We start from the raw sequence: 25,575 nt of genomic DNA on the forward strand, positions 1-25,575 counted from the left end.
TGATTCTCTTTATTTTTTTCGCTTTAATTAAATAAAAAAGAAACAAGGTGAAGCCATGAAGATTGTAATACGGAAAGAATCCAACATACCGTATTATCAACAAATATATATGCAAATTGTTGAAAGAGTACAAAGTGGCATGCTTTCATATGGTGACTCCCTTCCATCATTACGTTGTATGGCCGAAGATTTACAAATTAGCTTATTGACTGTTCGTAAGGCGTATAAGCAGCTAGAAACGAAAGGATATATACGCATCGAGCAAGGAAAAGGCGCTTATATATATAAACGTGTAAAGAAAGAGTTCAAAACTATTCCTTATAAATGGCAACAAACGAAAACTATTAATGTTATGCGTTCTCAATATGCAATGAATCAACACCGAAAATATTATGAGTTTTCACAAGCGATTTTATATCCACGTCTATTACCAAATCCATTTCTAGCAGACGAAATGCACAAATTGCTGGATAAAAATCCGATGTTACTAGCAACTTATGGACCTATTCAAGGCGATTATGAACTTCGAGTTGAAATAGTTAATTATCTAAAAGAACATCAGAAATTAGTGACAGACCCCTCTCAATTATTAATTACAAGTGGTGCCCAGCAAGGAATTGATTTGATCGCTCAAACATTATTAAAACCTGGAGATATAGTATTAGTAGAAAGCCCTTGTTATGGCGCAGCACTTGATGTTTTTCTCAACAAAGGAGTGCAGATTATACCTATTAGTCTTGATAAAAACGGCATTCGCTCAGACTTAATAGATGACCTTTGTCAAAGAAAGAATCCTGTTTTGTTATATGTGAATCCTACTTTTCAAAACCCAACAGGTACAGTAATGAGTAAAGAACGGAGATTGGAACTTATAGAACTAGCGGAGTTATATGAGTTTTTTATAATTGAAGATGATTCTTTCGGAGAAATATATTTTGAGGATGCTATAGTTCCTCCTCCAATCAAAAGTTTTGATACGAATGGTCATGTAATATATTTAAAAGGTTTTAGTAAAACGTTAGCACCTGGACTACGTATCGCTGCACTTATAGCCGATGGGCCTATTTTTGAATGGTTATATGCTGTGAAGGGTTCGATGGATATCGGTAGCCCGTTATTAACGCAAAAAGCACTACTTCCTTTCTTACGTGCAGAACGTATGAAAAATCATTTAGAAAAATTACGCACCGCTTTACAAATTAGACGCGATTTAACAATCGCTATATTATCGCCACTAAAAGAAATACACTTTAAAATACCAAATGGCGGCTTTAATTTATGGATTACACTTCCTAATACAATTGATCCTTTTAACTTATTACAAAAAGCAAATGAAGCAGATGTCTCTTTTTTACCTGGAACAGCTTGTCTATTAAATAACGATACAAATAATAACCAATTAAGAATTAGCTATTCCATGTTAAATGAAAAAGATATGGCGATTGGATTAGAGAAATTACATGATACAATACGAAACTTTAATTTTTAAAAGTATGTTCACTAGCCCATCAAACTAAGAAAAGCTAATACCCCAAAATAAAAGTACTTTGGGGTATTATAAAATTATGGAGTACTCCAATTTATCTTTATTCACTACAAGTCAATATACAGCGGCTATCATCATTCCACTTTAATTACAATCTTACCTCTAACATGTTGCCCTTCACTCAAAATATGAGCTTCTTTAACCCCTTCTTCATTAAGTGACACAACTTTACTTATGATCGGTTTGATTTTTCCATGTACAATTAAATTTGATAACTCTTCTAATTGTTTTCCACTTGGTTTTAGCCATAAAAATCCTGATTTTATCCCTTTCACTTTATAATTTGGTTCATGAACAATCGAAACTAGAACACCGCCAGGTTTAATAATTTGAAAACTTTTTTCTTGTACTTCGCCACCGATTGTATCTAATACAATATCAAAATCTGATAGTAGCTCTTCAAATTTATCTTTTTTATAATCAATAACGAGATCCGCTCCTAAATCCTTTAAAAATTCTTCATTTTTACCACTTGCAGTAGTTGCAACAAAAGCTCCAAATGATTTTGCAATTTGGATTGCCAAACTTCCGACACCACCAGCTCCAGCGTGAATAAATACTCGGTCATTTTCTTTTATTTTTGCGTAATCTACAAGACTTTGCCAAGCAGTAAGTCCTGCGAGTGGAATAGAAGCTGCCTCTTCAAAACTTAGGTTAGTAGGCATATAAGTTACTAAATCTGATTTTACCGCAATGAATTCAGCATAAGATCCCTTCCCTATATTTTCAGGTTTCGTAAACACTTTATCTCCTATTTTGAAACCTTCTACCTCTTCTCCAACCTCTTCGATAACTCCAGCTACATCTAACCCTAAAGTAATTGGAAATGAAAATTGCAATTGTTGTTGTAAGTCTCCTTTTCTAGTTTTCCAATCAACTGGATTAACAGATGTTGCGAGAATGCGTATTAATACCTCGTTATATGTAACAACTGGTTTTAAAATTTGTCTTTCTTTTAGTTCTTCAACACTACCATATTGATCAATAACAATTGCTTTCATTTCCTCTCCTCCTTGCTGTTTATTTTAATAACTTACAATTATTTTTCAAAATTTTTTGCTTTGAATGACAATAAACATGTTTAGAGGTGGTATTTATGCTACGCTATTAATTAATGTGAGTTCCAAATTCAATTTTGTGTACATCTTAGAATCATACAGAGTTTTATTTTCTATGTTTGTAATTAAATCCAAAAGAAATGGAGATAACACTATGACCGAAAAGATGATTAAAACAAACGGGACTGATATTTGTACAGAAAGCTTTGGAAATCCTAATAATCCAGCAATTTTATTAATTATGGGAGCTACGTGTTCAATGGTTTATTGGGATGAAGAATTTTGTGAACAGTTAGCTAACACAGGGAAATTTGTCATTCGCTTTGATAACCGTGATGTAGGACGCTCTGTTACATACGAACCTGGAACTTCCAATTATACGGTAACAACTATGTCTGAAGATGCAATTGGGGTGCTGGATGCCTATCATATTGATAAAGCGCACTTATTTGGTATGTCATTAGGTGGCATGATTGCTCAAATTGCCGCTGTAAAACATCCTGAAAGAATTTTAACGTTAACTTTACTAGCAACAAGTGTTATAGGCTCAGATAACAACACTCGCGATTTACCTCCGATGGATGAAAGAATTTTAATACATCACGCAAATGGTGCAAATTTAGATTGGTCAAATCAAAACGCTGTGACAGAGTATTTAGTTACAGGCTCTCGTCTATTGTGCGGCTCAAAACGTTCATTTGATGAAAACAGAGTTTATACACAAGTAAAACTCGAAATAGAAAGGGCTAACAATCTATTAAGTATGTTTAATCACGCTTTACTTCAAGGTGATGATGCTTATGAAGGTGTACTTAGCTCCATACAAGCACCCACATTAGTAATTCACGGAACTGACGATACAGCACTACCATTTGAACATGGTCTCGCACTTATTGATGAAATTCCAAACTCAGCACTTTTAACTCTTGAAGGAGCAGGACATGAGAATCATCCTGATGACTGGAAAAACATTATTCAAGCAGTAACAGAACATACATCTAAAATATAGATAAATAATAAATAGAAGGGGCACAAATTTGTATTGTGCCCCTTCTATTTATTGGACTAGTGGTACACTAACAAAAACCCATCACTGTATCCATATGTATAGTGATGGGTTTACATATATTTTTCTATGTTTAAAAAAATGGACAATCTAATTGATCAACAGATTCCCATGATTTTTTTTTTACACTTTCGGTGGATTTATTCGCTTCTAGTGGTACGTTTTTAAAAGGATTTACTTCGACTTTTAATAAGGATGAGGGCTCCATATATAATGAGAAAACATGGCTACTTGGTAAAGTTTTTGACACATCAATATCTCCTACTTGTTTAAATAATTGCTGTGCTGCAAAGAAAAAGAAATTAGTTGGGTTTGATTGTTTATTAAGCCATGCAAGCATTTCAGGTGATACTGATTTATGAATATTGATTTTCACTCGATCACCACGTTTATATCGCCTAGATCGCATGTTTCCACCAACTAACTTATCGTTAAGTTTGTAAACCCTAACTCTTTTTGTTTATGCTCTCTATATTTTGGCGAACAAGTGTAGACTAATAATCCTCTTGCATTTGTAAATAGTGGATTATCTACAAAGATAACATTTGTTAAACGCCCTTTTTGTTTTAAAATCATTTTCAAGCTATTTTTAATGATAACTGCGCCCCCACCATAAATAAACACGTATGGATCGTCTTTCATATCATCAATTTTATTAATAATATCAGTTGCGACGCGCGCAGCTAAACCTAATAGTGCTGGTTGTGATTCCTCAACTAATAATGCATTCCTAGGATGTTTATCATTTAAATAAATTTGATTGAATTCTGTAATACTATCAATCGTTTTTGTTGGATACTTCCGGTTCCATCTCGTAATAATTTGTAGTAACGTTTCTTTTACACCGTACGATAATCCTTTACTTAATTGCGGACGGAAATTTACCCCTAACGAAACAACTTCTTCTGTTGTCCCCGCACCAATATCAAAAGACAATAAAGTTTTATCAACAAAATCAATTTCTGAAACTTGATTTTGTTCACATTCTATTTTATGTTTCACAACATTTCCTTCTTCATCATATACAATGCCCCACGTCCCAGAAGCGCCCTCAGGCAGGCATTTACAAAACTCAATAGAAACATTAATAGTAACATCACGACCGTTCGGATAATGGAAAACAACCTTGTGATTTCCCATATAACGTTTTGCATTTTCGGCAGCTATTTCTTGTGTAATAAGCTGCATAGGAAGAGCGACAGATAAATCATATCGAATGTTAATATGACTAGAAGTTGGACTTTGACGCATAGCACTTACTGCTAAACCCGATAGTATTGTAATAACCATTAGCTCATCCGTCGACTTATTCGATTTCTTCTCCACTTCAGTACCTTTTAATTGATCTTGAATCACTTTTTCTCCAACGATGTACCGTACATTATTTAACATTAGCGATGGAGAACTAATGGTCACATCGATATGATTTTCTAATTCAGATAATGACACATCTCCCTCATCTAACAATCCTGTAGGCTCACCTATATATAAAGAATAAATACTCGGAATAAAAATAGGGTCTTGCCCTTTCACCATTAACTTCAAACCGTTATTTCCTGCATCTGCACCAGCTTTTAAAAGTATAGACATAACTACCCCCTAAATTAATCTGACATCCCTTCCAAATATATGCGAGCCTATTCTTTTACATTCAAATGTAATGTAATTTTTTATTTATCATTAAAACAAAATACTATATACATTTGCCTTGCTTGTAAAAAGTATTTGACATGAACCTTTTCCAATTTTATACTATAAATGTAAAAAATTTTTTACAATCGTGGGGGTGTTGTTCTAATATGAATCGTAAAAAATTCATTTTAATAACAATTGTTTTATCATTAGTCGGAGTACTTATACACGGAGCTTATAAATACATCAATGGAGGTGTAATTTTAGGTGGAACAATTTTTACAAGCGCTTTAATACTTAGCTACCTCATCAATCATATTACATGGGGAGATCCCCACGGTGTATCAGAAGAAAGTCAGGATGAAATGGGACAGCAAATTACATATAAAAGCTTTAAAATTGCGTATTTTGTACTTGTAGTTGTATTGTTCCTTCTATTACTCTTCTCGGAAGGTTTTTCTATGGGTTCCAATTTAGATGGAGTTAAAAACCTACCACTGTTTATCGCACTTTGTTCTTCATTCTTTATTTATCCTATTGTCGAACTCATAGTTGCAAAACAATATAAATAAAAGATGAGGTTTTCTATATATAGAAAACCTCATCTTTTTATATTTACATACCCTCTACAATTGCTTTTAATTTATTAACAGTTCGCCAATTCCTTACTGTAGCTGGTGTATGTAACTTCTGAAATTGGTTCATTAATTTAGAATTCCGAATGCTATTTTTGAAATACAAATATACAACCTTCTCATCTATATAGCAATCTTCAAGTTCACTTTTGTACATAAGTAACTGCTTCCTCTCATCTTCAGAAAATGGATGAGCCAAAAAGGCAACGTGTATACTTTCTCCTTCTAACAAAGCATCCGCCTTATAAGGGGAATATTTTATAGTGTTTATTAATTCTTCATTTGTTTTTAGGATGACTTGAACATCAAAATTAAATTCCCTTTTAATTTCAAATTCAATTTTTACTTTTAGAGCGTTTATATCTTCCTCAGATTCAAACACGATATTACCGCTTTGAATATATGTTTTCACTTGTTTTAATCCTATTGATTCAAACAATCGTTTTAAATCTGCCATTTTGATTATTTTATGTCCACCTACATTGATTCCCCTTAGTAACGCAATATAAATTGTCATATCATTACTCCTCGCATATTCATTGACCTTTCAACTATATATGTTGAAACCTTTATCTTTTTTGGATACCTACTTTCGTTTTTACTAACATAACACAAAATAAAAAAAACTTACTACATGAATGTTCAAGAGTAAGTTTTCTATCCCGTTATTTTATTATAGGTAAATGCATTATTATTTGTTGACCAATCGATCCCATTCTTCTAAAGCCTCTATCTTCGAAGCCAACTTTTTCATATAACTTTTGTGCTGGCATATTTTTTTCATTTACAGCAAGTACAACTTCATTTTTTATTGGAAAATAACGTTTTACAAAACCTTGTAATAATGCCAATGATTTTTTAGCGTATCCTCTTTTTTGTTTATTATAATTTATAGAAAATGATGTTAAAAGTAAAGCATCTTCATTCTCTGTGAACTCTTGTACTCTTTCGCCTGTTTGTAATGCGAAAAGACCAACAGGTACCCCGTTATAATCTAAAATAACAATTACATTTTTTGTGCGATCGCTTTTTGCTTTTTTCAATAATTCGCCTGGATCTGATGTGAATTGAACTTGTTCACTTGGTAAAGTAAATGATTGTATAATTTCTTTATACGTCTCCTTATACGGAACTAATTGTATTTCCCCAGTATGTATGTTCATGCTATACTCTCCCATTTTTATCAAATTAACTTAAACCTTGCTGTGATTTAGAATGCACTTTTCCATCCAAAAATGTAATTTCAACAAATGAATTTGGATTATTCCCCTTCCAAGCAAAAATTTGTTTAATTTGTGTAGAATGTTCTACCCCTTCTTCTATAAGTAAATTCCCTTCAAAACCGATTAAATCTTTCACTTCTGTATAAGTCATTCCTTCATCTATTTTTGAGAAATGATTTATATTGATAAATTCTTTCTTCTGACTTTCCATCACAGTAGAAGAAGTCGCTGTTTGCTTTTTCACTTCTTTCTTTTGTTCACACGCTGTCATACTGAAACTTAGGCAGAAACCACATAAAATAAATGCACTTTTTTTCATCATAACAGTTGTCCCTCCCACAATAATTAAACCATATATTCCCTTAAAAATAAACTGAATATTTAATATTATATTTAAAAAGCCTCGTACAATTTAGTACGAGGCTCATTTTACTTATTCAAATGATTATTAGATTGGTCATTCTGTTCTTTTCTTAGTTCTTGTTCTTCATCTTTTGGTAATTGCTTGTCATTATCTTTAATTGGATTCGTTTCTCTATTTTCAATCATATCATTCGGAACTTGTGGCATCACGCGGCCAACAATTGCTGCTAATTCATCCAGTATACCTTCGCCAGTTTTCCCTTTTTTAATTTGCTTTCCAATTTGTTTCAGCCGTTCATACGTATCAACATCAGCTACAACGACTGCATTCGCACCATCCGGATCGTTTTTTAAACTTTCTGCAACAGAGTACTTAATTGACTCAACACGAGTTCGGTCTAGTTTCGCTTTTACATCAATACCTACAATAGCATATTTTCCAACAACTACTGCTGTTGCATCATTCACACCTGGCACACTTGCCGCTAAAGATGCTAAATGATCCGCTGCTTTTTCATTTGGCTTATTTGATTTGTTTGTATAATTAACATTTTTCATTGAGACATTTTTTTGTTCTGGCTTTTCATTTGGATTGTCTTTTTTTCCAATACTGCATCCAGTTATAAAAAAGCAAAGCATCAACACATATATTAGAATTTTCATTCTTTTCACCACTTTACTATTAAGGTTTAATCATAAATTTTTTCAACAGCTTGCATTTTTTTCACTTTTTCTTCTGCTCCGCTATTCGCATTGATGAAAATTTGATACGTATCTTTCCCTAACGTTCCAACAAATTCATAGCAAAGTACTTCATTATGCAAATCATTTACTACGACTGCTTTTCGCTCTTCCATCACTTTCACATCAGGGTTAATTTTCTTCCTTGCTTCTGCTGCAGTTAGCTTGGCAGACGGAATTGTTCGTTTTTGATGTGATGCTAAATATTCTTTTGCAGAAAATCCAACGATAGATCCGTCGTCTAAAGCAATTTTCATTTGGATTGCTTCTGGATAGATCCGTACGCCATTCTCATTTACTACATAAGTAAACACGCCGATAGTATCATATTGGGAACTATCATAAAGCTCCATATTATTAAACTTATGATCCTTTAAAAACGTCAATCCTTTACTTCCTGCATCGTTTAAACTAATTTTCTGTTCTTTAATTTCTCGATTATTCATTACCCAAATTGGATATCCGCCTTTTCCGGTAATATCCATGTAAAACTCATTATTCGTTGCAGAGTCTTTAATCTTCACACTATAGAATGATTCTTTCGCACCTTTTCCACTTTTCTCTACATCGACTTTTTCATTTCCTTTTAAATTTAAAAATGATTTTGCGATTTTTGCTGCTTCATCTTTAGAAATTGCCTTTCCTTCTGCTTCAAATCCACCTTTTTTATTTTTTTGTGCACTTGTAAAGGTCGGTCCGAAGTTTGTAGAAGAGTATGATGTTACGTTTTTCTCTACAGTTTTTAATCCATCAATAATTGTGTTATCTGCTGGATCGCGATTTGATGCAAGTGCCATTTCAACATCCATCCAGCGTAAATTATTTTTCAAAACAAGATGTTGTACTTTCCTTAGTTCATCTTGTATATTTCCCGCATTTGAATATAAGGTTTGCAACGTTTTATATTCTTGTTCATTTAACGGCTCTTTTTCTAAATCACGAATGGCTGCACGGTAACTAAAATCACCGATATTTGCTAAAAACTCTTCCGTTTTATTAAACGGCATTAATGTTAACGGGAGTTGTCCTACATCTGAACGAGCTTCAGATGTTAAACGCCATACATCTGCTAATGCAGGTGATAAAGATGAGCGTGAATTCATCGCAAGTGTTGTACCAATTTTATCGTGTAATAAATCAACTTCGTATGCTAAATCATGGAATGCTCGTTGATAACTATTTTCCGCTCGAATTAAAACCGCATTTTTCTCTTGGTGCTCTTTATAGCCCCAATATCCTGTTCCAACTACACCAACTGTTAATAATACAATGATAATACCTCTTAACATTGTCCCACCTCCGCTCTATTTACAGAAAATATGTTTACCAATTTTTTTAATTTGTGGACGAGTCCAAATCCATTTACTTGTCGCAGTATCTGGGTTGAAATAATATAAAGCATTTCCTGTTGGATCCCATCCGTTTATCGCATCTAAAACCGCTTTTTTTGCTGTTTCATTTGGCGTTAAATATATTTGTCCATCGGCTACCGCTGTAAATGCTCTAGGCTCAAAGATTACACCTGAAACAGTATTGGGGAATGACGCACTTGTAACACGATTTAAAATAACAGCAGCTACTGCAACTTGTCCTAAATACGGTTCACCACGTGATTCCCCGTATACTGCATTTGCCATAAGCTGAATATCATTTTGAGAATAACCGTTCGGAACATTTGTCCCTTTATTTTGAGGTGGTTTATTCTCTTGTGCAGAGCCACCACTATTTCCTTTATTCGTTGTCGTCCCTTTATTAGCAGTTGACTTGTCATACTTCGTTGCCTTCACGAGCATTTGCTTCGTTTTAGCTCCAGCTAAACCATCAACGGGTAATCCGAATTTCTCTTGAAAATTCCGAAGTGCCCAGTATGTACCCCATCCGAAAACACCATCCACTTTTCCCGTATAAAACCCGTTATATTTCAAACGAGATTGCAGTTCAATGACATCTTCGCCAGATGCTCCTCTTTGAATGACTTGATTAGAAAAAGCTTCTACATTCTTTAGTTGTATACTACTGACCATTAAAGACAGTCCTATGAACGCAAGTAAAACTGCTATTTTAAAAATAGCTTTTTGGCGCATAATTTTCCCTCCTTAATTACAAAAATGATTTCTTGGTTATGTTTTGTAAAAGCCTCGCTTTTATGTAAAGAAGACAAAAAAATCCAAACTTATATCGTTGAAAGAATATGTAAACAATATACAAAAAGGAGAAAAGGAGTTCATTATGAAGCAATTGTTAAAGCGTATCGCATTCGTCATTCTTTTATTAACAACATGTTTAAATATATATACCGGGTCATCGATTGTTCATGCACAACCACCTTACGCAAAATGGGGTAAACTTGCTGTAGAAAAGACGAAAGAACAATATCCGAAAGCAGAGATTGTTGATTATCTTCATATAGGTAGAAAACCAAAAACGGTTCAAATAACTGTTGAAAAGTTTAAATTGTGGCTACGTGAAGATGGAAAAGAATATGGTGTTTTTGTTGATGTAGAATTTGAAACGAAGACAGAGAAATTTATAAAGTTGTCGTTTCAGAAGACGAGTAGATAAAATGAAACCCCACTGTTAAAAACGGAAACAGTGGGGCTCCTTGCATTTCTAAAATTCTTTCCTAAAGTTTCGATTCCCTAAAAATCTTACCAATATACAAATAGCGCCAATTACAACCGCTATCCCTATACTGTATAAAAGTACTTTACCATACCCACCTATTCTTGGATCTAAAAACGGATATGGATACCAATTCACGATTGGGCCACGTATTAAGCTATATACAACGTAAAAAAACGGGAATAAGAGCCAACTTGCAGATTGTTTCCAAGTGATTTTCTTAATAGGTGGATTTAAAATCCAATCTAAAAGCATTGCAATCGGCATGATATAATGTAGCACTGTATTTACCCATGGTATTGCCGTTTGAAGTGACTCTTCTAATCCTCTTAATAGCAAAAAATAAATGAGTCCTGTCGTAAGTATGTATACCGTTGCCGCACCTCGAAGTATACTAAATTGCTCTGAGCGACCAAATGTAGCTGTTCCGATACTGCTTAAAAGGAGAATACATACAACTAAAATGTTACTTTCAATCGTAAAGAAACTAAAAAAATTAACTGGATTGAACGGTTTCAATTGTGCCCTGATTATGAATTGCGTAATAATGGCACTACATGCTAGAAGACTTAAACATAGTCTAAATAAAGATAAAGTTTTTTCATCCCTCATACATTCCCTCCTTTTCTTATATATAATTGGAATTTCCCTGTACATGCTCAATAAATAATTTTAATGGAACGAGCCCACGTTTTGGCATATGACTACTTATAATAGCTACTACTTCTAACTGAGGAATGATAACGATGTATTGTCCGCCGTACCCCATAGCGAAATATATATAATACGGTATGTGAAATCTTTCATTATGTAATACCCACCAGTGATATCCATATGCGCCGACATGTTCATATGTTTCAAATTGCGCCCTACTTGACTCTTCTAACCATTTCGCTGATACAATTTCTTTCTCATTCCAATATCCATTTTGCAAACATAATTTTCCTAATTTTAATAAATCGGTAGATTTCATTTTCATACCGAAGCCGCCGACATATATACCTTGCGGATCTTGTTGCCACTCATATTCGCTAATTTCTAATGGCTCAAATAAATATCTTTTCGCAAACTGCTCTGTCGACATCCCAGTAGCTTCTTGAATAATATAGCTAAGTAAATGTGAAGAACCTGAATTATAATTCATTTTTGTAGCAGGTTCTTCAATTATTGGCTTTTCTAATATGTACTGTACCCAGTTCTCTGATTCTACAAAGTCATTTGGGAATACTACTCCATTCCCAAACTCTTTCCAATCCTCACCAGTAGTCATTGTTAATAAGTGATACAGCGTTAAATCATGTTTTTCCCCAGGTACATTTTCAATCCACTCTGTAATCGGTGTATGTATATCATTTATATAGCCCTTATCAATTGCAATACCAATTAATAAAGATACGATACTTTTTGTAATCGAATTTATTTTATATAAGTTATTTGCACATTCGGGTGTTTTATAATACTCAGTTGTTAATTCCCCTTTTTGATAAATAAGAAATGTATTCACTTTTTTTTTTTCAAATTTATTTTGTAGTTGCTTAAAATCCAAAAATCTTACCTCCATTAAAATAGTTACTTCATTTATTATATCTTGTTCCTTTTATTAAAACATAATTGTGCTCAAATAAAAAAATAAGCTTATCAGCCATAATTAGCTGACAAGCTTATTCCTATAATTTCGTACGAACATTCCAAAGTTCAGGGAAGAACTGTTGATCAAGTACTCGTTTTAAATAAGATACACCTGAAGATCCGCCAGTTCCCATTTTATTTCCGATAATGCGTTCTACCGTTTTCATATGACGGAAACGCCATTGTTGTAGCCAATCTTCGATATCAATTAATTTTTCAGCAAGCTGATATAAATCCCAATATTTCTTCACGTCCGCATACACTTCTATCCAAGCCGCTTCTACAGTTGCATCTTCTTCGTAAGGCTGCGTAATATCACGATTTAACACATCTTTATGAATTGGGAAGCCTTCTTTAACAAGCGCCTGTATCGCAACATCATACAAACTTGGTGCGTGTAGCGCTTTATGAAGACGAGCGTGTAATTCTGGATCTTTTTCATAAATCTTTAATGCATGTGGTGTTTTATAACCAAGTGCGTACTCAATCATTCGATATTGATACGATTGAAAGCCTGAAGCTTGACCGAGTGAATCACGGAATTCAATATACTCAGATGGCGTTAATGTCGCAAGAATATCCCAAGATTGAATAATTTGCGATTGAATTTTTGATACACGTGCTAACATTTTAAATGCCGGTGCTAATTTATCGTTTTTAATCGATTCAATTGCTGCATTTAGTTCATGTAAAATAAGCTTCATCCAAAGCTCACTAGCTTGGTGAATAACGATAAATAACATTTCATCATGATGGTCTGATAATCTCTTTTGAGAAGATAGTAAACTATCTAATTGTAAATACTCACCATACGTCATATTTTCCTTAAAATCCGTGTGAATCCCTTTTTCCATAATTACCTTTTCGTTTTCTTTCATATTAGTCAAACACCCCTTTTATATGTTTCTACTTATATTGGTCTAATGACAGCTCGAACTGGACTTCCATCTGCATCTGTTAACGCAAGTGGTAATGCAATTAATTCGTAATCGCCGTCTGCTACATGATCTAGTACGACATTTTCTAAAATGTGAATTCCATATTTAAACAATTGATGATGTGCTGCTAGTTCTTTATCATCTAACGGATCAACTGATGGTACATCCACTCCGATTAAACGAATTCCCTTATCAGAAAGAAACGGTGCAATATCAGCACGTAAATGCGGGATCACATCTGGGAATTCTTCTGCTTTACCATGTGAAGATGTACGTAATAATAGTCGTTCTACACCTTCTAAATGAAAACTTTCTAATTCTTTTTTTCCGATGCTTTCAAGGTTAGAAACGTCAATGATTCGCGTAGGTCCGACATAAACTTGAACATCTAAATCTATTACTTTCTTTCCGTCATTATCAAAATGAAAAGGCGCATCAATATGAGTACCTGTATGAATACTCATCGTTAACTTTCCGACGTTCACTGAACCGCTCTCTTCTTTTGACCATGAAACTTCATACGAGAACGGTGTATCTCCTGGCCAAGTTGCAATATCATTATTTAATGGCTGTGAAATATCAATCCACTTTGATGTTTTCATTCTTATGCCACAACCTCTCGTTTATTTTCAAATTGTTTATACTCTTCCTCTTTCATAACTTTCTTTAAAATTTGAACAGACTTCCATACTTCTTCATACGTATTGTATAAAGCTACTGGCGCAAGTCTTATCCCATTTGGTGCTCTGAAATCTGGAATTACTCCATTTGCCTTTAGTGCTTTACAGATACGCGTTGCTTCCGCATGCTCTAAATAAATATGTCCACCTCGTTTTTCATCCTCTAACGGGTTTCCAATTGTAAATCCTAAATCTTTTAATTCATGATCAATTAAATCCAGCATGTATCTCGTAATATGTAAAGATTTCTTACGTAAACGTTCCATACCAGCATCTTTGAAAATTTCAAGAGAACCAATTAATGGTGCTGTACTTAATACGTGAGGTGTACCAATTTGATAAGCACCTGCATGATCAGCAGCTGTTAATGTATGCTCCATATCAAACTGTTTATCTTTTCTAGAACTAAACCATCCAGACAATCCTGGGAGTCTATTAAAATGTTTACTATTTACATAAAGGCCTGCAACACCACCCGGACCTGCATTTAAATATTTATAATTGCACCATACAGCGAAATCAACATCCCACTCTTTAAAATGATGTGGAATAGAACCAATTGAATGACATAAATCAAATCCGATATGAATGCCGCGTTTATGAGCTTCCGCTGTTAAACGTTTCATATCAAGAATTTGACCACTTCTATATAAAACTGAAGGTAATAAAATTAAAGCGATATCATCTTCCATTGCCTGAATAATATCTTCTTCAGAAAGTGTTCGACCATCTTGGCTTTTCACTCTTACTAAATGCTCATCTGGCTCTAAGCCTTTTAAACGAATTTGACTTTGAAGTGCATAAATATCTGACGGGAAAGTTAATTCATCCGCAAGAATTTTTGTACGTATTCCTTTCGGCTCATAAAACGTCGCAATAACTTGGTGTATATTCGCAGTCGTGGAACCGGTTACAATAGTTTCTTCTGGTAAAGCTCCAATAAGAGGTGCCGTCAGTTCACCTAATTTCTCCGAAAGGAAAAACCATGGATGTTCGCCTTCTGTCCAGCCATCGATGCCATACTCTTTCCATGAATCTAGTAAAGTAAGTAACGATTTTTCTGCTCTTTTCGAAAGTAGTCCTAATGAGTTTCCATCTAAATATATAGTTCCTTCTTTTTTATAGAATTCAGTTTGAAAATCTTTCAGTTCATCATGTTTATCACACTCAAGCGCATACTCATAAGTTGGTTGAAATGGTTCTTTATACATGGTGTCACCTTCTCTTAATTTTCTTTTTATTCTAACTAATTGAAATATATCACCTTAGTTGATATAACGTCAATGATATTATGTCAGTTGACTTTACATACTATCTTCTTTTACAATACAATTATATTTTCAGATATTTCAGTATAAAGAGGTGATTCTTTGAAAAACACTACTCTTTCAACAAGAAAACACCGCTCCTTAGAAACAAAAAAGAAACTATTACATTCGGGTTACACTATTTTTATTACTAATGGATTTCAGAAAACGACAATCACGCAAATTATTAAACATGCAGAAACTGGTTATGGAACAGCATATGTATACTTTAAAAACAAAGATGATCTCCTTATCGTGTTAATGGAAGATGTTATGAATCGTTTTTATAATATTGCTGGGCGCTCTTTCTTCCCTCAAACGAAAGCAGCAGCACGTGACTTGATTCAAAATCAAGTTAGAGCATTCCTACAATTAGCAGAAGAAGAACGAGCTATTTTGCAAGTTGTCGAAGAAGCAATCGGATTATCAAAAGAGATACGTCAAAAATGGGGTGAGATTCGCGAACGCTTTATAAAAAGTATTTCGCAGGATATTACTTACTCTCAAGAAAGTGGATTAGCGCATCCTGAATTAAATAAAGAGCTCGTGGCACGCGGTTGTTTCGCAATGAATGAAATGTTTCTTTGGACTATTGTACAAAATAACAAAGAAGTAAAACTAGAAGAAATAGTGTATACATTAACGGAGATGTATACAACGGGATTATATAAATAGCGCACTTCACATATTTAAAGTGTGCTATTTTTTCTTAAAATCATCATTCTAACTATAAATGGAATAGCCTATTATAATAATTGCGAGTATGTATGTGATTATTATAATCATAAGAATACAACCTGTTTTATTTTATTGTTTTAACCTACTCACAATTCCAATAATAAACTTATACTCAGCTCTACTTTTCCTTACTTTCTTAAAACCCTCTTTCGTATCAAAAATAAAACATGTTTTCCGAAACCAAACACGGACATAAAATGATTCAAAATAAATAGGTCTCACAATTCCTTTTTCCTCAAATTCAGTACCGTCTGTATTTTCGGTCTCTGTTCGAACGAACCATCTATTCCCGATACCAATTTCAATATACTTCACATACTAACCTCCTTTAGGGAATTTCCCGTCTAACTATTTTATTATTTCCCCGGGAAGCGCACATTCCGACAGAACATGAGCTCAAAAAGAAAAAGCAGATTACAAAAATCTACTTTTATAGATTAAATTTTTGCATTCGTTTATAAAATGTACTACGGGGTACATCTAATAGTTTTGCAGCTAACGAAACATTTCCGTTTGTCTTTTGTAATGCTTCAATCATGCTATCACGCTGTATTTTTTCGCGAAAATTCAATGTATGTTCTGTTTTATTTTCAACTTGTAACTCAAGTTGTTGTTGATTTCCCATCATTGTTTGTAACAAAAAAGCGACTCGTTTTTCGCATATTTCCCGCCCTTGCGACAAAATGTAAATGCGTTCTAATACATTTACTAATTCTCGAATATTTCCGGGCCATGTATGTTGTAAAAATTGATTGCAAATACTCTTCGGAAATACAACATTCCAATTCTTCCGTTCGCAAAAGTGTTGTATAAAATATGGAATATCCTCTTTTCTTTCTAGTAACGATGGAACATATAACGGATAAACGTGCAAACGATAATATAAATCTTGACGGAATTTCCCTTCTTCTACTAACCGTAGTAAATCTTTATGTGTGGCAGTAATAATACGAATATTTACTGGTACCTCTTTTGAACTTCCTATTGGAGTTATTGTGCGTTCTTGTAAAACACGCAATAATGCTACTTGCATCTCTGATGGTACTTCACCAATTTCATCTAAAAACAATGTTCCTCCATTCGCTTGTTCAAATTTCCCTTTATATCCTTGACGTCGCGCACCTGTAAACGCACCTTCAGCATAACCGAACAATTCACTTTCCATTAATTCTTTAGGCAAAGAACCGCAGTTAACAGCTATAAAGGGCCCGTCTTTTCTTGGACTATTTTCATGAATCGCTCTCGCAACATATTCCTTTCCTACTCCTGTCTCACCACATACATACACACTAGCATCAGTCGGTGAAACAAGCTTAATTTCTTCTAGTGTGTGTTGAAATGCTTTGCTTGTCCCGGTAACTCCTGAAAAAGTAATTCCTTTTATAAATGTGAAAGCAGAATATGTATTCATTTGTTTGTTTTCCTTTAAATACATACATTTCCCGATCATTCTTTCATTACTATATACTGGTATCTCTAATTTAGTTTCCAATCCATAGCGCATTAAATCTTCAAGTTTCATTCTTGACCAATTAGTTACTCGTTTCCGAACGCTCTTACTCGCAGAAACGATAACATCACGATGATTACAAATAACTACTTGTTCATCACTATCAATGACATCTAAAAAACGATGAATTAAGTGTAATTCATTTTGATGAACTCTTATGCTACATTCACGTTCTATCGCATGTGCAATTGAAGTTACCATACCGAGCATATATGGATGCGAAAATTCAATTGGACAGGAGAAATCTAGAACACCAATTAATTTCCCGTCATCGTTATGAATGGGAGCAGCCGCACAACTCCAACTATGAGATGCCACGGAGTAATGTTCAGTACCACTTATCATAATAGCTTCTTCAATTTCTAATGCTGTTCCTATTGCGTTTGTCCCCACAGCTGCTTCCGTCCATTTTACACCTTCAATAAAATTAATATGTTTCGCTCGCTTTAACGTTTGTTTATTTCCACTTAAGGATAGAACATAACCATCTGGATCGATTAATAATGCCATCATTTGTAGTTCATCAATGGTTTTTCTCATATTTTGTATTTGAGGTAATGCTATATCAAGGAAAATTTCACTCTTTTTCTTTTGTTCTTGAAAAATGTTAGAAGACAAAATTTTCTGACCTTTATTCATATGAGGATTTACATTTGCTTGTTTACATCGATGCCATGACTCTGAAATTCTTTCGTTTATACGGTTCGAATTAAGGACTCCTTTATCAATAAACTTTTTCCATGTATGTAAGTAAAACGGTGAAGCTAACATTGTATCATCTCCCTTTTAATTGTTTTGGAGATTTATTCCGCATTAACGGGCAGTAAGACCCCCACCTCAAAATTCAGCTAGAGCAAAGAAGTTAGGTGCGGGTCCGGCTGCCCGTAAAAGCCTGATTGGTTTAACTAATAATTAGTGAGGGATGAATAACACCTCCACTGATTAAAGTTTCACTTTATAAAACATACTTTTATTATAAAACTGAATAAAAGCGTTTTCAATATAACTAGAAAGACGACACAAATATGTTAATAATTTGCATATTTTAATGCGCTTCTTTATTTTTTTTTAGTAGCGCTACTATATTTTGTATAATGGACGCAAAGAAACTACATAACCAAAACCACTTTTGTGGATTACCATTTATAAAGAAAACAATCACGGCTATTGCAAATAAAATAGCGGCTGATAAACTAATATATAATTTCGTTCTGACCTGCATTAGTCTTAACTCCTATTATTTTACAGTACATACTAACTCTTCATTTTTCATCTCTACTATGTACTCCTGTAAAACATATTCTTTCCCGCCATAGTTTTCATACCATTCATGTATTCTTCTAACATGCATCTCGTCACTTCTAATTTTCGATTCTATTTCGTTATACTGTTCATAACTATCATATTCCCATATGGCAAATACTTCAGACGTACCATTCTTATTATCTTTCATCCAGCGTCCTATTAGCCTAGAACCATGCTGTAACTGATTAGGTAAGTTCGTGTTATTGAAATGATCATTAAATACTTCTATGAATTCATTTTTCACTACATAGTACTTCCTTCTGTAAAACATACTTCTTCACCTCTTTTATGAAAAGTATCAGTAAACCTTCCCATCACTACCGTATTATAATATTTTCCATCCGATAGTCTTTTGTCATTTTTCAAAACGCCTTCTACTTCAAAACCTAATTTTTTATAAAGATGAATAGCTTTCTCGTTTGTCCCTAATACTTGTAAAGATATTTTATTTACTGCATTTTCGTCAGCCCATTTAATAGATTGTTGTAATAGGCTCTTACCCATTCTATATCCCCAAAACTCTTTTAAAATGCAAACACCAAACTCCACTTTATGAGATAATCTCTTAAAATTTGATCCTTCACACCTTGAAAATCCAACGATTCGATTCTGCACTTCTGCAACTAAAAATAGATTCTTCGTCTCTTCACTATCTGTTTTTATTATTTTTTGAAACCCTAGGTCATCTATAAATCCCTCTCCAGCATCTCTATCCATATTTTCAGTTTCTCCATCAATCTGAACTCTAATTTTCGATAACTGGTCAGCATCTTTCTCAGCTGCAGAACGAATTGTATAAGTTAATCCATTTATATGAAATTTTTGCTCTTTTACAATCATGTCAAACTCCTTTCAAATGAATATAATGGCGCTATTACAACTTGTTTACCTTGTTTCTCAAAGTCCTGAACAGTTTCTTTACTAGCCTTTTCGTCAGTTATAATAAGGTCAATTTCTTTTAGAGACTCTCCTCTTATAAAACAATCTATTCCAAGTTTATTATGTGAAGCTAAACAAATATTTCTTCTAGCAATTTCACTTACTCTTTTACTAAAATAAGCAACTTCAGGTGTTGCAGTGCTAATACCTTGTAATGAAATGCCTCCACCTGTAGAGAAATAAAGATCAATAGAAAATCTACTTATCAATTCAGAGGCAAGTGTATCAGTAATATTTCCTGAAGGTTTTACTTTTCCGCCAATTAAATACGTATCAATATTCTTATATTCTCTTAGATGACCCGCTATTTCTATAGAATTCGTAATAACTGTAAATGATACTTCCGGTAAATATTTCAGCATAGCATTATGAATGGAAGTCCCACCAATAAAAATTGAATCACCTTCTTGTATATATAATGCCGCAACCTTTGCAATTGTGTCCTCATATATTGAGCTATCACTATAACGTGTAGCTGGTACAGCAGCTAAGTTCCTCACTCGCGTAAGTTCAATTGCACCTCCGTGCGTTCTTTTTAATAAACCATCCTTTTCCATAATAGACAAATCTCTTCTTATAGAATCAATAGACATATCAAATCTTTCCGCAAGATCCTTTGCGATTACTCTTCCATCTGTACTAAGTAGTTCTAAAATTTTCTCCCGACGTTCTTCAGTAAACATGTTATCACCACCGTTATTGAAGATTCAGAAATTTGAACTTTATGTTAATTATATGCACGTTTCTTCCGTTTCACAATATTTTCAATCCTTTTTCTTCCGTCCTTATGCAGGTTTTCTCTCTTTTTCTATTTTGTTAACTTTACATAAAATAAATGCACATTTGCATATTCCACTAAAAGACTTCTATTTATTTCCTTATTCATATAAAATTATTCCTATGTTTTACTTTTTAATACAGAAAGGAATTACTATGAAATCATTAATCAAAACGACATGTACAGCATTATTATTTACAGGAATATTAACAGGATGTAATAGCAATACTACACCAAAACAAGAAAAGAGCGCTCTCGAAAAGAATGCAATGCACTATGGAGAAATAGTTAAAAACGAATACTATAGAGCAACAGTTGAAAATGCAAAATTTGAAAAAATAGACAAAGAGTGGCGCCTTACTACTCGTGTTATGATTAATAATGTTCGAGACGATGGACAAACTATTGATCTTTCGAAAATAAAATATTTCATACAAGATGAAAAAACTGGTCAGAAATATGAAGGTGAAGCTCATCCGATAGATGACGAGCACTATAAAAATGTTCCACACAAATTTTCTTTAACTACTGACGTTGTATTTGAAATGAAAACTTCTCCTAAAGACTTAAATAACATGTATTTGTATATTGATAGTAAAGTTGCTCCATTAACAAATACATATTGGAAGCTTGAGAATCTAGCATCAAAATAAAAAAAACAGTCTTTATTGACTGTTTTTTTATTGTTGAACTTGTAAATACCATCTAAAGGAACTCTCTTTATTATTAGTTAATATACATGTAACTTAATCATTTTTTCTCAAGGAATACATCTGCTGCACAAATCGTCACTTCTCTAAATGGACAGTCAAATAAAACACCTAGTTCAAAACCATCTTCAGTAAGAGCTATTTCATGATATAGCCACCAAGCACTTTCAAAGTTTTCTGGCATAGAACACTTGGTTACTCCTATAAAAGTCACTTCAAGTTTATCAAATTCACTAAAAGTACCACTGCAATCTAATACGATAGACAAAGTATCTTCTGATTTTCTCTTTACTACTTTAATCACACTATCATGTAGTGACATCTCATGTAGCTGAGCGACATGAGACGGAAGTTTTTTCTTAATGGAATTAAAATGTTTTAAGTATGATTGATCTAATTGTGCCATTCTTGCCTCATAATCTGCTGTCCACTCTAACAAAAGTTTCTTTAATTCATTAGGTAGATATACTGAATCAAACATGTTGTTATGAATGTATGGATGTAGTGTTTCAGGAAGATAGTGTAATAAATCTTCTTTCCTTTCTTCTACTTCGTCTTTCAAACTTTGTATATAATCGGGATCTATGTCTTTCCATTCTTCTATTGACTCTATGAAATGCACAAATCCTGAAATTTGCATTTCTTTATACCAATCTTTTGTGAAATATTTCAATTACATCTCTCCTAAAACATTTTATCATCCAAGAAAAGCAATGTATCCGCTTATTATATCATTCCAATAACCATTTTTTCTAAAGAAAAAATGTAAAAATGTAAATATTCCGCCTATTATTTCTAAAACTTCAGAATATTTACAAAAATAAGAAATTAGAATACATTTTAGTTGTACAAGATTCACCTGTACAAAAATCTAAACAAAAAGGGATGGTTATATGTTGAAGAAATTAGTAGCAGGAACATTAGTAGCGGGTTTTGCATTAACTGGCGGACTAGGCGTAGCAAGTGCTGAAGAAAAAGGTAACACAATTAAGTCATTTGATTATTTAAAAGTGGATGAACAGAATGTTACTTCATTTGCAAAATTAAGTGATCAGGATAAGAAAGACATCCAAATTACTATGGTATTACCAGAGCAAAATGAAAATGGAGATTGGCTAGCTTATGGTTTTACTAGTAGAGAAACATTGGATGCTTATATTGAAAAGGATAAAAAAGTACTTAAAAATAAAATTAATCCTTTAGGTAGTGGTGCTGGTAGTACTGATTTTTATGAACATAAAGATAAAGGTGGCCAATATATTTACTGGAGTAGCGGCTTTAAAAACTTACCATCTAGCTGGAACGACAGAATTTCTTCTGTAAGTACAGCGTCACCTTCTGCAAGTTATTCAACGACACTTTGGGAGCATACTTCTACACAAGGATATGGAAAAGGTGTTTTATTTAAACACGCTGATTGGTATGGTAAAACTGCTAATTTAGCTGCTGATTGGAACGATATAACTTCAGCTATTGAAATTAAATAGTAAAAATTCAAACCACTATTCTCTCATTCATTTAGAGAATAGTGGTTTATTATATTTTCATTTAAACATGTACAGCAAGTCCTACCGCCTGCAATAAAGCTTCATGAATTGCCTCAGATAAAGTTGGATGTGCTGCAATATAATCTCTCATAATATCAGCGGTAACTTCTGTATGAATCATTACGGTGCCTTGACCAATTAGTTCAGTTGCACGAGGACCGATAATAGAAATCCCTACAATTTCTTGATATTTAGGTTCCACAATGACTTTTACTTTTCCCATTTGTTCTCCTAAAATAAGAGCTTTTCCGTTCGCTGTAAAAGGAAATTCTCCGATAAGAATATCACCATATTGTTCTCTTGCACCTTTTTCACTTAACCCGACACTAGCTATTTCTGGAGCTGTGTATATACAACGGGGCACAGCGTGATAATTTACTTTCACATCTTCTCCGCTCGCATGTAATGCTGCTGTCGTTCCTTCATGAAAGGCTACGTGAGCAAGCTGTATTCCTCCAATAATATCACCGGCTGCGTAAATATGTGCTATGTTCGTTTGCATATGCTCATTTACAGTAATCCCTTTATTTGAAAATTGAACTCCTGCTTTTTCTAACCCTAAATCTTGTACACGAGGTTTTCTGCCAACAGAAACGAGAACAAATTCTGGAGTTACTTCGTGCATACTTCCTTCGTATTCAAACGAAGCCTGTTTCTTATAATTGTTTAATCCCTTTAAAGCTGCTCCTGTGAAAATTTCTACACCGTCATTTTCTAATTTCTCTCTTAAAATGCTTGCGATATCTTCATCTTCACCAAGTAGTAATTGCGGTGCCATTTCAACAATCGTTACTTTCGTTCCAAGACGACTATATATACTAGCAAATTCGCAACCTATTACGCCGCCCCCAACAATAAGTAATGAAGCTGGTATGTTTTCAAGGGACATCGCATGACTACTATTTAAAATCCATTCCCCGTCGAATGGAGCAAAAGGTAATTCAGTAGGTTCTGAACCTGCCGCTATAATGAATTGTTCTCCATCCACTATCGCTTCCTTATTCCTCTGCGTAACTCGTAGACGATGATCCGTTTCAAATTTTCCTTTCCCCTTTATAACTTTAATTTTATTTTTCTTCATTAAATATTGTATTCCTTGTACGAGCTGCACAACAATTTGTGATTTTCTCGTCTGTATTTGATTCCAATCAATTGATATACTTTGTTTGTCTACTAGTACACCAAAACGTTGCGCATGATTAACAATATTGTATACTTCAGCACTTTCTAACAAAGATTTCGTAGGCATGCACCCGACATTTAAACAAGTTCCACCAAGATCAGCTTCATCAATAAGAGTAACAGCTTTCCCAGTTTGAGCTGCGGTAATTGCCGCCACATATCCAGCAGGTCCGCCTCCAATAACCACTAATTTATTCATTCTCTCACCTTCTCTTTATAAAAGAATTGTTACAGGTTCTTCTAAGTATTGTTTAATTGTGCGTAAAAATGCAGCTGCTGGTGCACCATCTAATACACGATGATCGAATGTTAAACTTAAAGGTAACATACTACCTTTTTTTATTTTCTTTCCTTTATATACTGGAACATGTTCAATTGCACCTACACCTAAAATACCAGTTTCAGGTGTATTTAATACTGGCGTAAAATATTCGATACCAAAGCTTCCTAAATTACTAATTGTAAATGTCGTTCCTTGCATATTATCACTATTTAAACTACCTGCTCGTGCCTTTTGTGCCACATTTTTAATCTCTTTAGATAACTCTACTAAAGATAGATTATTTGCAAAGCGAATAGCCGGAACGACTAAGCCGTTTTCTAACGCTACTGCCATACCTAAATGAACATGTTCAAATTGATGGATTGCATCATCTATATAAGCGCTGTTCATTTCTTTATGCTCCTGAAGCGCTAATACAACAGCACGAGAAACGAAATCAGTGATGGTTAGTTTGTTATCGTACCGTTTTTGTACAACTTCCGCTATTTCTTTATGTAAAGCAACTAAATCCGTAACATCTACTTTCATCGTTAATGTCAATTGTGCGCTATTTTGGAGGCTTACTTGCATACGATTTGCAATTGTTTTCCGCATACCGGTAATAGGAATTACTTTACTTTCTTCTTTTACAAACGTTTCTGGGATAGCAACTTTTTCTTCAAGCACTTTTAATACATCTACCTTTGTAATTCTCCCACCAGGACCTGTTCCTATTAATGTGGAAATCTCAAGATTTTCAACTGTTGCCATTTTCTTTGCTACAGGAGATATTTTTATTCTTTGTTTCTTTGATCTTTCTTCCGCGTACGGTTCAGGATGTTGTACATTTTGAGGTTCTACTTTCGGTATTGATTCTTCTGTAGCATGTACGGTTTCATTTACCGATACTTGTTCATTTGGTTTTCCGATGTAACATATTACAGTACCAGGTGGAACTCCTTCATCTTCACTTACAGCTATATCCAGTACCGTCCCATCAGCGGGTGCTTCTATTTCTGTTTCGATTTTTTCAGAATTAATACTAGCAATTAATTCTCCTTTTGCTACATTATCACCAGCTTTAATATTCCAACTCGTAATAATACCTTCTTTCATCGCCATTCCTAATTTCGGCATTACAACTTCTACAGCCATATTTCTCTC

The 25,575-nt window shown here is 33.8% G+C and carries 30 protein-coding genes; 7 read left to right on the forward strand and 23 right to left on the reverse strand.

The window, feature by feature from the left end; genetic code table 11:
* Positions 1–55 precede the first annotated feature (55 nt).
* Positions 56–1,489: a MocR-like pyridoxine biosynthesis transcription factor PdxR gene (gene pdxR, locus JDS81_RS15355; RefSeq protein WP_097952550.1), complete on the forward strand. Its 1,434-nt coding sequence runs from the start codon at positions 56–58 to the stop codon at positions 1,487–1,489.
* Between the two features lie 131 nt (positions 1,490–1,620).
* On the opposite strand, the gene JDS81_RS15360 is transcribed toward pdxR, so the two are convergent.
* Positions 1,621–2,547 carry an NADP-dependent oxidoreductase gene (locus tag JDS81_RS15360; protein ID WP_097952548.1) on the reverse strand — a complete coding sequence of 309 codons (927 nt, stop codon included), beginning with the start codon at positions 2,545–2,547 and terminating at the stop codon, positions 1,621–1,623.
* 211 nt (positions 2,548–2,758) lie between these two features.
* Between JDS81_RS15360 and mle the strand changes: the two genes are divergently transcribed.
* Entirely contained in the window at positions 2,759–3,613 is an 855-nt protein-coding gene (mle, locus tag JDS81_RS15365) for a BCA family alpha/beta fold macrolide esterase (RefSeq protein ID WP_097952546.1), read from the forward strand.
* Between the two features lie 130 nt (positions 3,614–3,743).
* Here the strand turns inward: mle and JDS81_RS15370 are convergent, their stop codons facing one another.
* Positions 3,744–4,079 carry a hypothetical protein gene (locus JDS81_RS15370; RefSeq protein ID WP_001257766.1) on the reverse strand — a complete coding sequence of 112 codons (336 nt, stop codon included), beginning with the start codon at positions 4,077–4,079 and terminating at the stop codon, positions 3,744–3,746.
* Positions 4,080–4,090: 11 nt separating this feature from the next.
* The gene (locus tag JDS81_RS15375) at positions 4,091–5,260 is read right to left on the reverse strand and encodes a ParM/StbA family protein (RefSeq protein WP_000025613.1); all 1,170 of its coding nucleotides are present in this window, start codon (positions 5,258–5,260) and stop codon (positions 4,091–4,093) included.
* 209 nt (positions 5,261–5,469) lie between these two features.
* Here JDS81_RS15375 and JDS81_RS15380 point away from each other — a divergent pair, with 209 nt between their 5' ends.
* Positions 5,470–5,874 (forward strand): DUF2178 domain-containing protein, encoded by a 405-nt coding sequence (locus tag JDS81_RS15380; protein ID WP_001080326.1) that lies wholly within the window; start codon positions 5,470–5,472, stop codon positions 5,872–5,874.
* A 43-nt stretch (positions 5,875–5,917) separates the two neighbouring features.
* Here JDS81_RS15380 and JDS81_RS15385 read toward each other — a convergent pair whose 3' ends face one another.
* The 6 genes from JDS81_RS15385 to sleB form a co-directional block, all read right to left on the reverse strand.
* Positions 5,918–6,454, reverse strand: a complete 537-nt coding sequence (locus JDS81_RS15385; protein ID WP_097952544.1) for a DUF1697 domain-containing protein — start codon at positions 6,452–6,454, stop codon at positions 5,918–5,920.
* A 148-nt stretch (positions 6,455–6,602) separates the two neighbouring features.
* Positions 6,603–7,100: a GNAT family N-acetyltransferase gene (locus JDS81_RS15390; RefSeq protein ID WP_097952542.1), complete on the reverse strand. Its 498-nt coding sequence runs from the start codon at positions 7,098–7,100 to the stop codon at positions 6,603–6,605.
* Between the two features lie 25 nt (positions 7,101–7,125).
* Complete coding sequence (locus tag JDS81_RS15395; RefSeq protein WP_000976449.1) at positions 7,126–7,482, reverse strand: hypothetical protein; 357 nt, start codon at positions 7,480–7,482, stop codon at positions 7,126–7,128.
* A gap of 107 nt (positions 7,483–7,589) precedes the next feature.
* Positions 7,590–8,186: a YhcN/YlaJ family sporulation lipoprotein gene (locus JDS81_RS15400; RefSeq protein ID WP_000698005.1), complete on the reverse strand. Its 597-nt coding sequence runs from the start codon at positions 8,184–8,186 to the stop codon at positions 7,590–7,592.
* A gap of 26 nt (positions 8,187–8,212) precedes the next feature.
* A complete protein-coding gene (gene ypeB / locus JDS81_RS15405) occupies positions 8,213–9,553 on the reverse strand; it encodes a germination protein YpeB (protein WP_000943731.1) in 1,341 nt (446 codons plus the stop codon).
* A gap of 15 nt (positions 9,554–9,568) precedes the next feature.
* Complete coding sequence (gene sleB, locus JDS81_RS15410; RefSeq protein ID WP_001249050.1) at positions 9,569–10,348, reverse strand: spore cortex-lytic enzyme; 780 nt, start codon at positions 10,346–10,348, stop codon at positions 9,569–9,571.
* A 145-nt stretch (positions 10,349–10,493) separates the two neighbouring features.
* Here sleB and JDS81_RS15415 point away from each other — a divergent pair, with 145 nt between their 5' ends.
* On the forward strand, positions 10,494–10,826 hold the full coding sequence (locus JDS81_RS15415) for a YqzG/YhdC family protein (protein WP_000811610.1): 333 nt from the start codon (positions 10,494–10,496) through the stop codon (positions 10,824–10,826).
* Between the two features lie 48 nt (positions 10,827–10,874).
* Here JDS81_RS15415 and JDS81_RS15420 read toward each other — a convergent pair whose 3' ends face one another.
* The 5 genes from JDS81_RS15420 to kynU form a co-directional block, all read right to left on the reverse strand.
* Positions 10,875–11,498: a Pr6Pr family membrane protein gene (locus JDS81_RS15420; RefSeq protein ID WP_001204117.1), complete on the reverse strand. Its 624-nt coding sequence runs from the start codon at positions 11,496–11,498 to the stop codon at positions 10,875–10,877.
* Positions 11,499–11,514: 16 nt separating this feature from the next.
* Positions 11,515–12,432, reverse strand: coding sequence for a serine hydrolase domain-containing protein (locus JDS81_RS15425; protein ID WP_097952540.1), 918 nt, complete (start codon positions 12,430–12,432; stop codon positions 11,515–11,517).
* Between the two features lie 121 nt (positions 12,433–12,553).
* Positions 12,554–13,393, reverse strand: coding sequence for a tryptophan 2,3-dioxygenase (gene kynA / locus JDS81_RS15430; protein ID WP_000661947.1), 840 nt, complete (start codon positions 13,391–13,393; stop codon positions 12,554–12,556).
* Between the two features lie 32 nt (positions 13,394–13,425).
* Positions 13,426–14,055, reverse strand: coding sequence for an arylformamidase (kynB, locus tag JDS81_RS15435; RefSeq protein WP_000858202.1), 630 nt, complete (start codon positions 14,053–14,055; stop codon positions 13,426–13,428).
* 2 nt (positions 14,056–14,057) lie between these two features.
* A complete protein-coding gene (gene kynU, locus JDS81_RS15440) occupies positions 14,058–15,344 on the reverse strand; it encodes a kynureninase (protein WP_097952538.1) in 1,287 nt (428 codons plus the stop codon).
* A gap of 159 nt (positions 15,345–15,503) precedes the next feature.
* Between kynU and JDS81_RS15445 the strand changes: the two genes are divergently transcribed.
* Positions 15,504–16,115, forward strand: coding sequence for a TetR/AcrR family transcriptional regulator (locus JDS81_RS15445; RefSeq protein WP_097952536.1), 612 nt, complete (start codon positions 15,504–15,506; stop codon positions 16,113–16,115).
* A 132-nt stretch (positions 16,116–16,247) separates the two neighbouring features.
* On the opposite strand, the gene JDS81_RS15450 is transcribed toward JDS81_RS15445, so the two are convergent.
* The 6 genes from JDS81_RS15450 to JDS81_RS15475 all read right to left on the reverse strand — a co-directional run bounded on the left by JDS81_RS15450 (position 16,248) and on the right by JDS81_RS15475 (position 20,615).
* Complete coding sequence (locus tag JDS81_RS15450) at positions 16,248–16,493, reverse strand: DUF3977 family protein (protein WP_000873854.1); 246 nt, start codon at positions 16,491–16,493, stop codon at positions 16,248–16,250.
* A 115-nt stretch (positions 16,494–16,608) separates the two neighbouring features.
* Positions 16,609–18,459: a sigma-54-dependent Fis family transcriptional regulator gene (locus tag JDS81_RS15455; protein WP_097952534.1), complete on the reverse strand. Its 1,851-nt coding sequence runs from the start codon at positions 18,457–18,459 to the stop codon at positions 16,609–16,611.
* Between the two features lie 274 nt (positions 18,460–18,733).
* Positions 18,734–18,910: a hypothetical protein gene (locus tag JDS81_RS15460; protein ID WP_179864495.1), complete on the reverse strand. Its 177-nt coding sequence runs from the start codon at positions 18,908–18,910 to the stop codon at positions 18,734–18,736.
* Positions 18,911–18,925: 15 nt separating this feature from the next.
* Entirely contained in the window at positions 18,926–19,264 is a 339-nt protein-coding gene (locus JDS81_RS15465; RefSeq protein WP_097952532.1) for an NIPSNAP family protein, read from the reverse strand.
* On the reverse strand, positions 19,237–19,833 hold the full coding sequence (locus JDS81_RS15470) for a GNAT family N-acetyltransferase (protein ID WP_097952530.1): 597 nt from the start codon (positions 19,831–19,833) through the stop codon (positions 19,237–19,239). Before JDS81_RS15470 ends, JDS81_RS15465 begins: the two co-directional genes overlap by 28 nt.
* Positions 19,830–20,615 (reverse strand): DeoR/GlpR family DNA-binding transcription regulator, encoded by a 786-nt coding sequence (locus JDS81_RS15475; protein ID WP_097952528.1) that lies wholly within the window; start codon positions 20,613–20,615, stop codon positions 19,830–19,832. Before JDS81_RS15475 ends, JDS81_RS15470 begins: the two co-directional genes overlap by 4 nt.
* A gap of 250 nt (positions 20,616–20,865) precedes the next feature.
* On the opposite strand from JDS81_RS15475, the gene JDS81_RS15480 reads away from it, so the two are divergent.
* Positions 20,866–21,363 (forward strand): hypothetical protein, encoded by a 498-nt coding sequence (locus JDS81_RS15480; RefSeq protein WP_097952849.1) that lies wholly within the window; start codon positions 20,866–20,868, stop codon positions 21,361–21,363.
* 97 nt (positions 21,364–21,460) lie between these two features.
* Here JDS81_RS15480 and JDS81_RS15485 read toward each other — a convergent pair whose 3' ends face one another.
* Positions 21,461–22,093, reverse strand: coding sequence for a DUF4085 family protein (locus JDS81_RS15485; RefSeq protein ID WP_097952526.1), 633 nt, complete (start codon positions 22,091–22,093; stop codon positions 21,461–21,463).
* Positions 22,094–22,313: 220 nt separating this feature from the next.
* On the opposite strand from JDS81_RS15485, the gene JDS81_RS15490 reads away from it, so the two are divergent.
* Positions 22,314–22,907 carry a hypothetical protein gene (locus tag JDS81_RS15490; RefSeq protein ID WP_000914451.1) on the forward strand — a complete coding sequence of 198 codons (594 nt, stop codon included), beginning with the start codon at positions 22,314–22,316 and terminating at the stop codon, positions 22,905–22,907.
* A 61-nt stretch (positions 22,908–22,968) separates the two neighbouring features.
* On the opposite strand, the gene lpdA is transcribed toward JDS81_RS15490, so the two are convergent.
* On the reverse strand, positions 22,969–24,348 hold the full coding sequence (lpdA, locus tag JDS81_RS15495) for a dihydrolipoyl dehydrogenase (RefSeq protein ID WP_097952524.1): 1,380 nt from the start codon (positions 24,346–24,348) through the stop codon (positions 22,969–22,971).
* 15 nt (positions 24,349–24,363) lie between these two features.
* Complete coding sequence (locus JDS81_RS15500; protein WP_097952522.1) at positions 24,364–25,566, reverse strand: dihydrolipoamide acetyltransferase family protein; 1,203 nt, start codon at positions 25,564–25,566, stop codon at positions 24,364–24,366.
* Between the last annotated feature and the right edge of the window lie 9 nt (positions 25,567–25,575).

The organism is Bacillus cereus group sp. N31 (assembly GCF_016483245.1).
In the GTDB taxonomy this organism is placed as follows: Bacteria; Bacillota; Bacilli; order Bacillales; family Bacillaceae_G; genus Bacillus_A; species Bacillus_A toyonensis.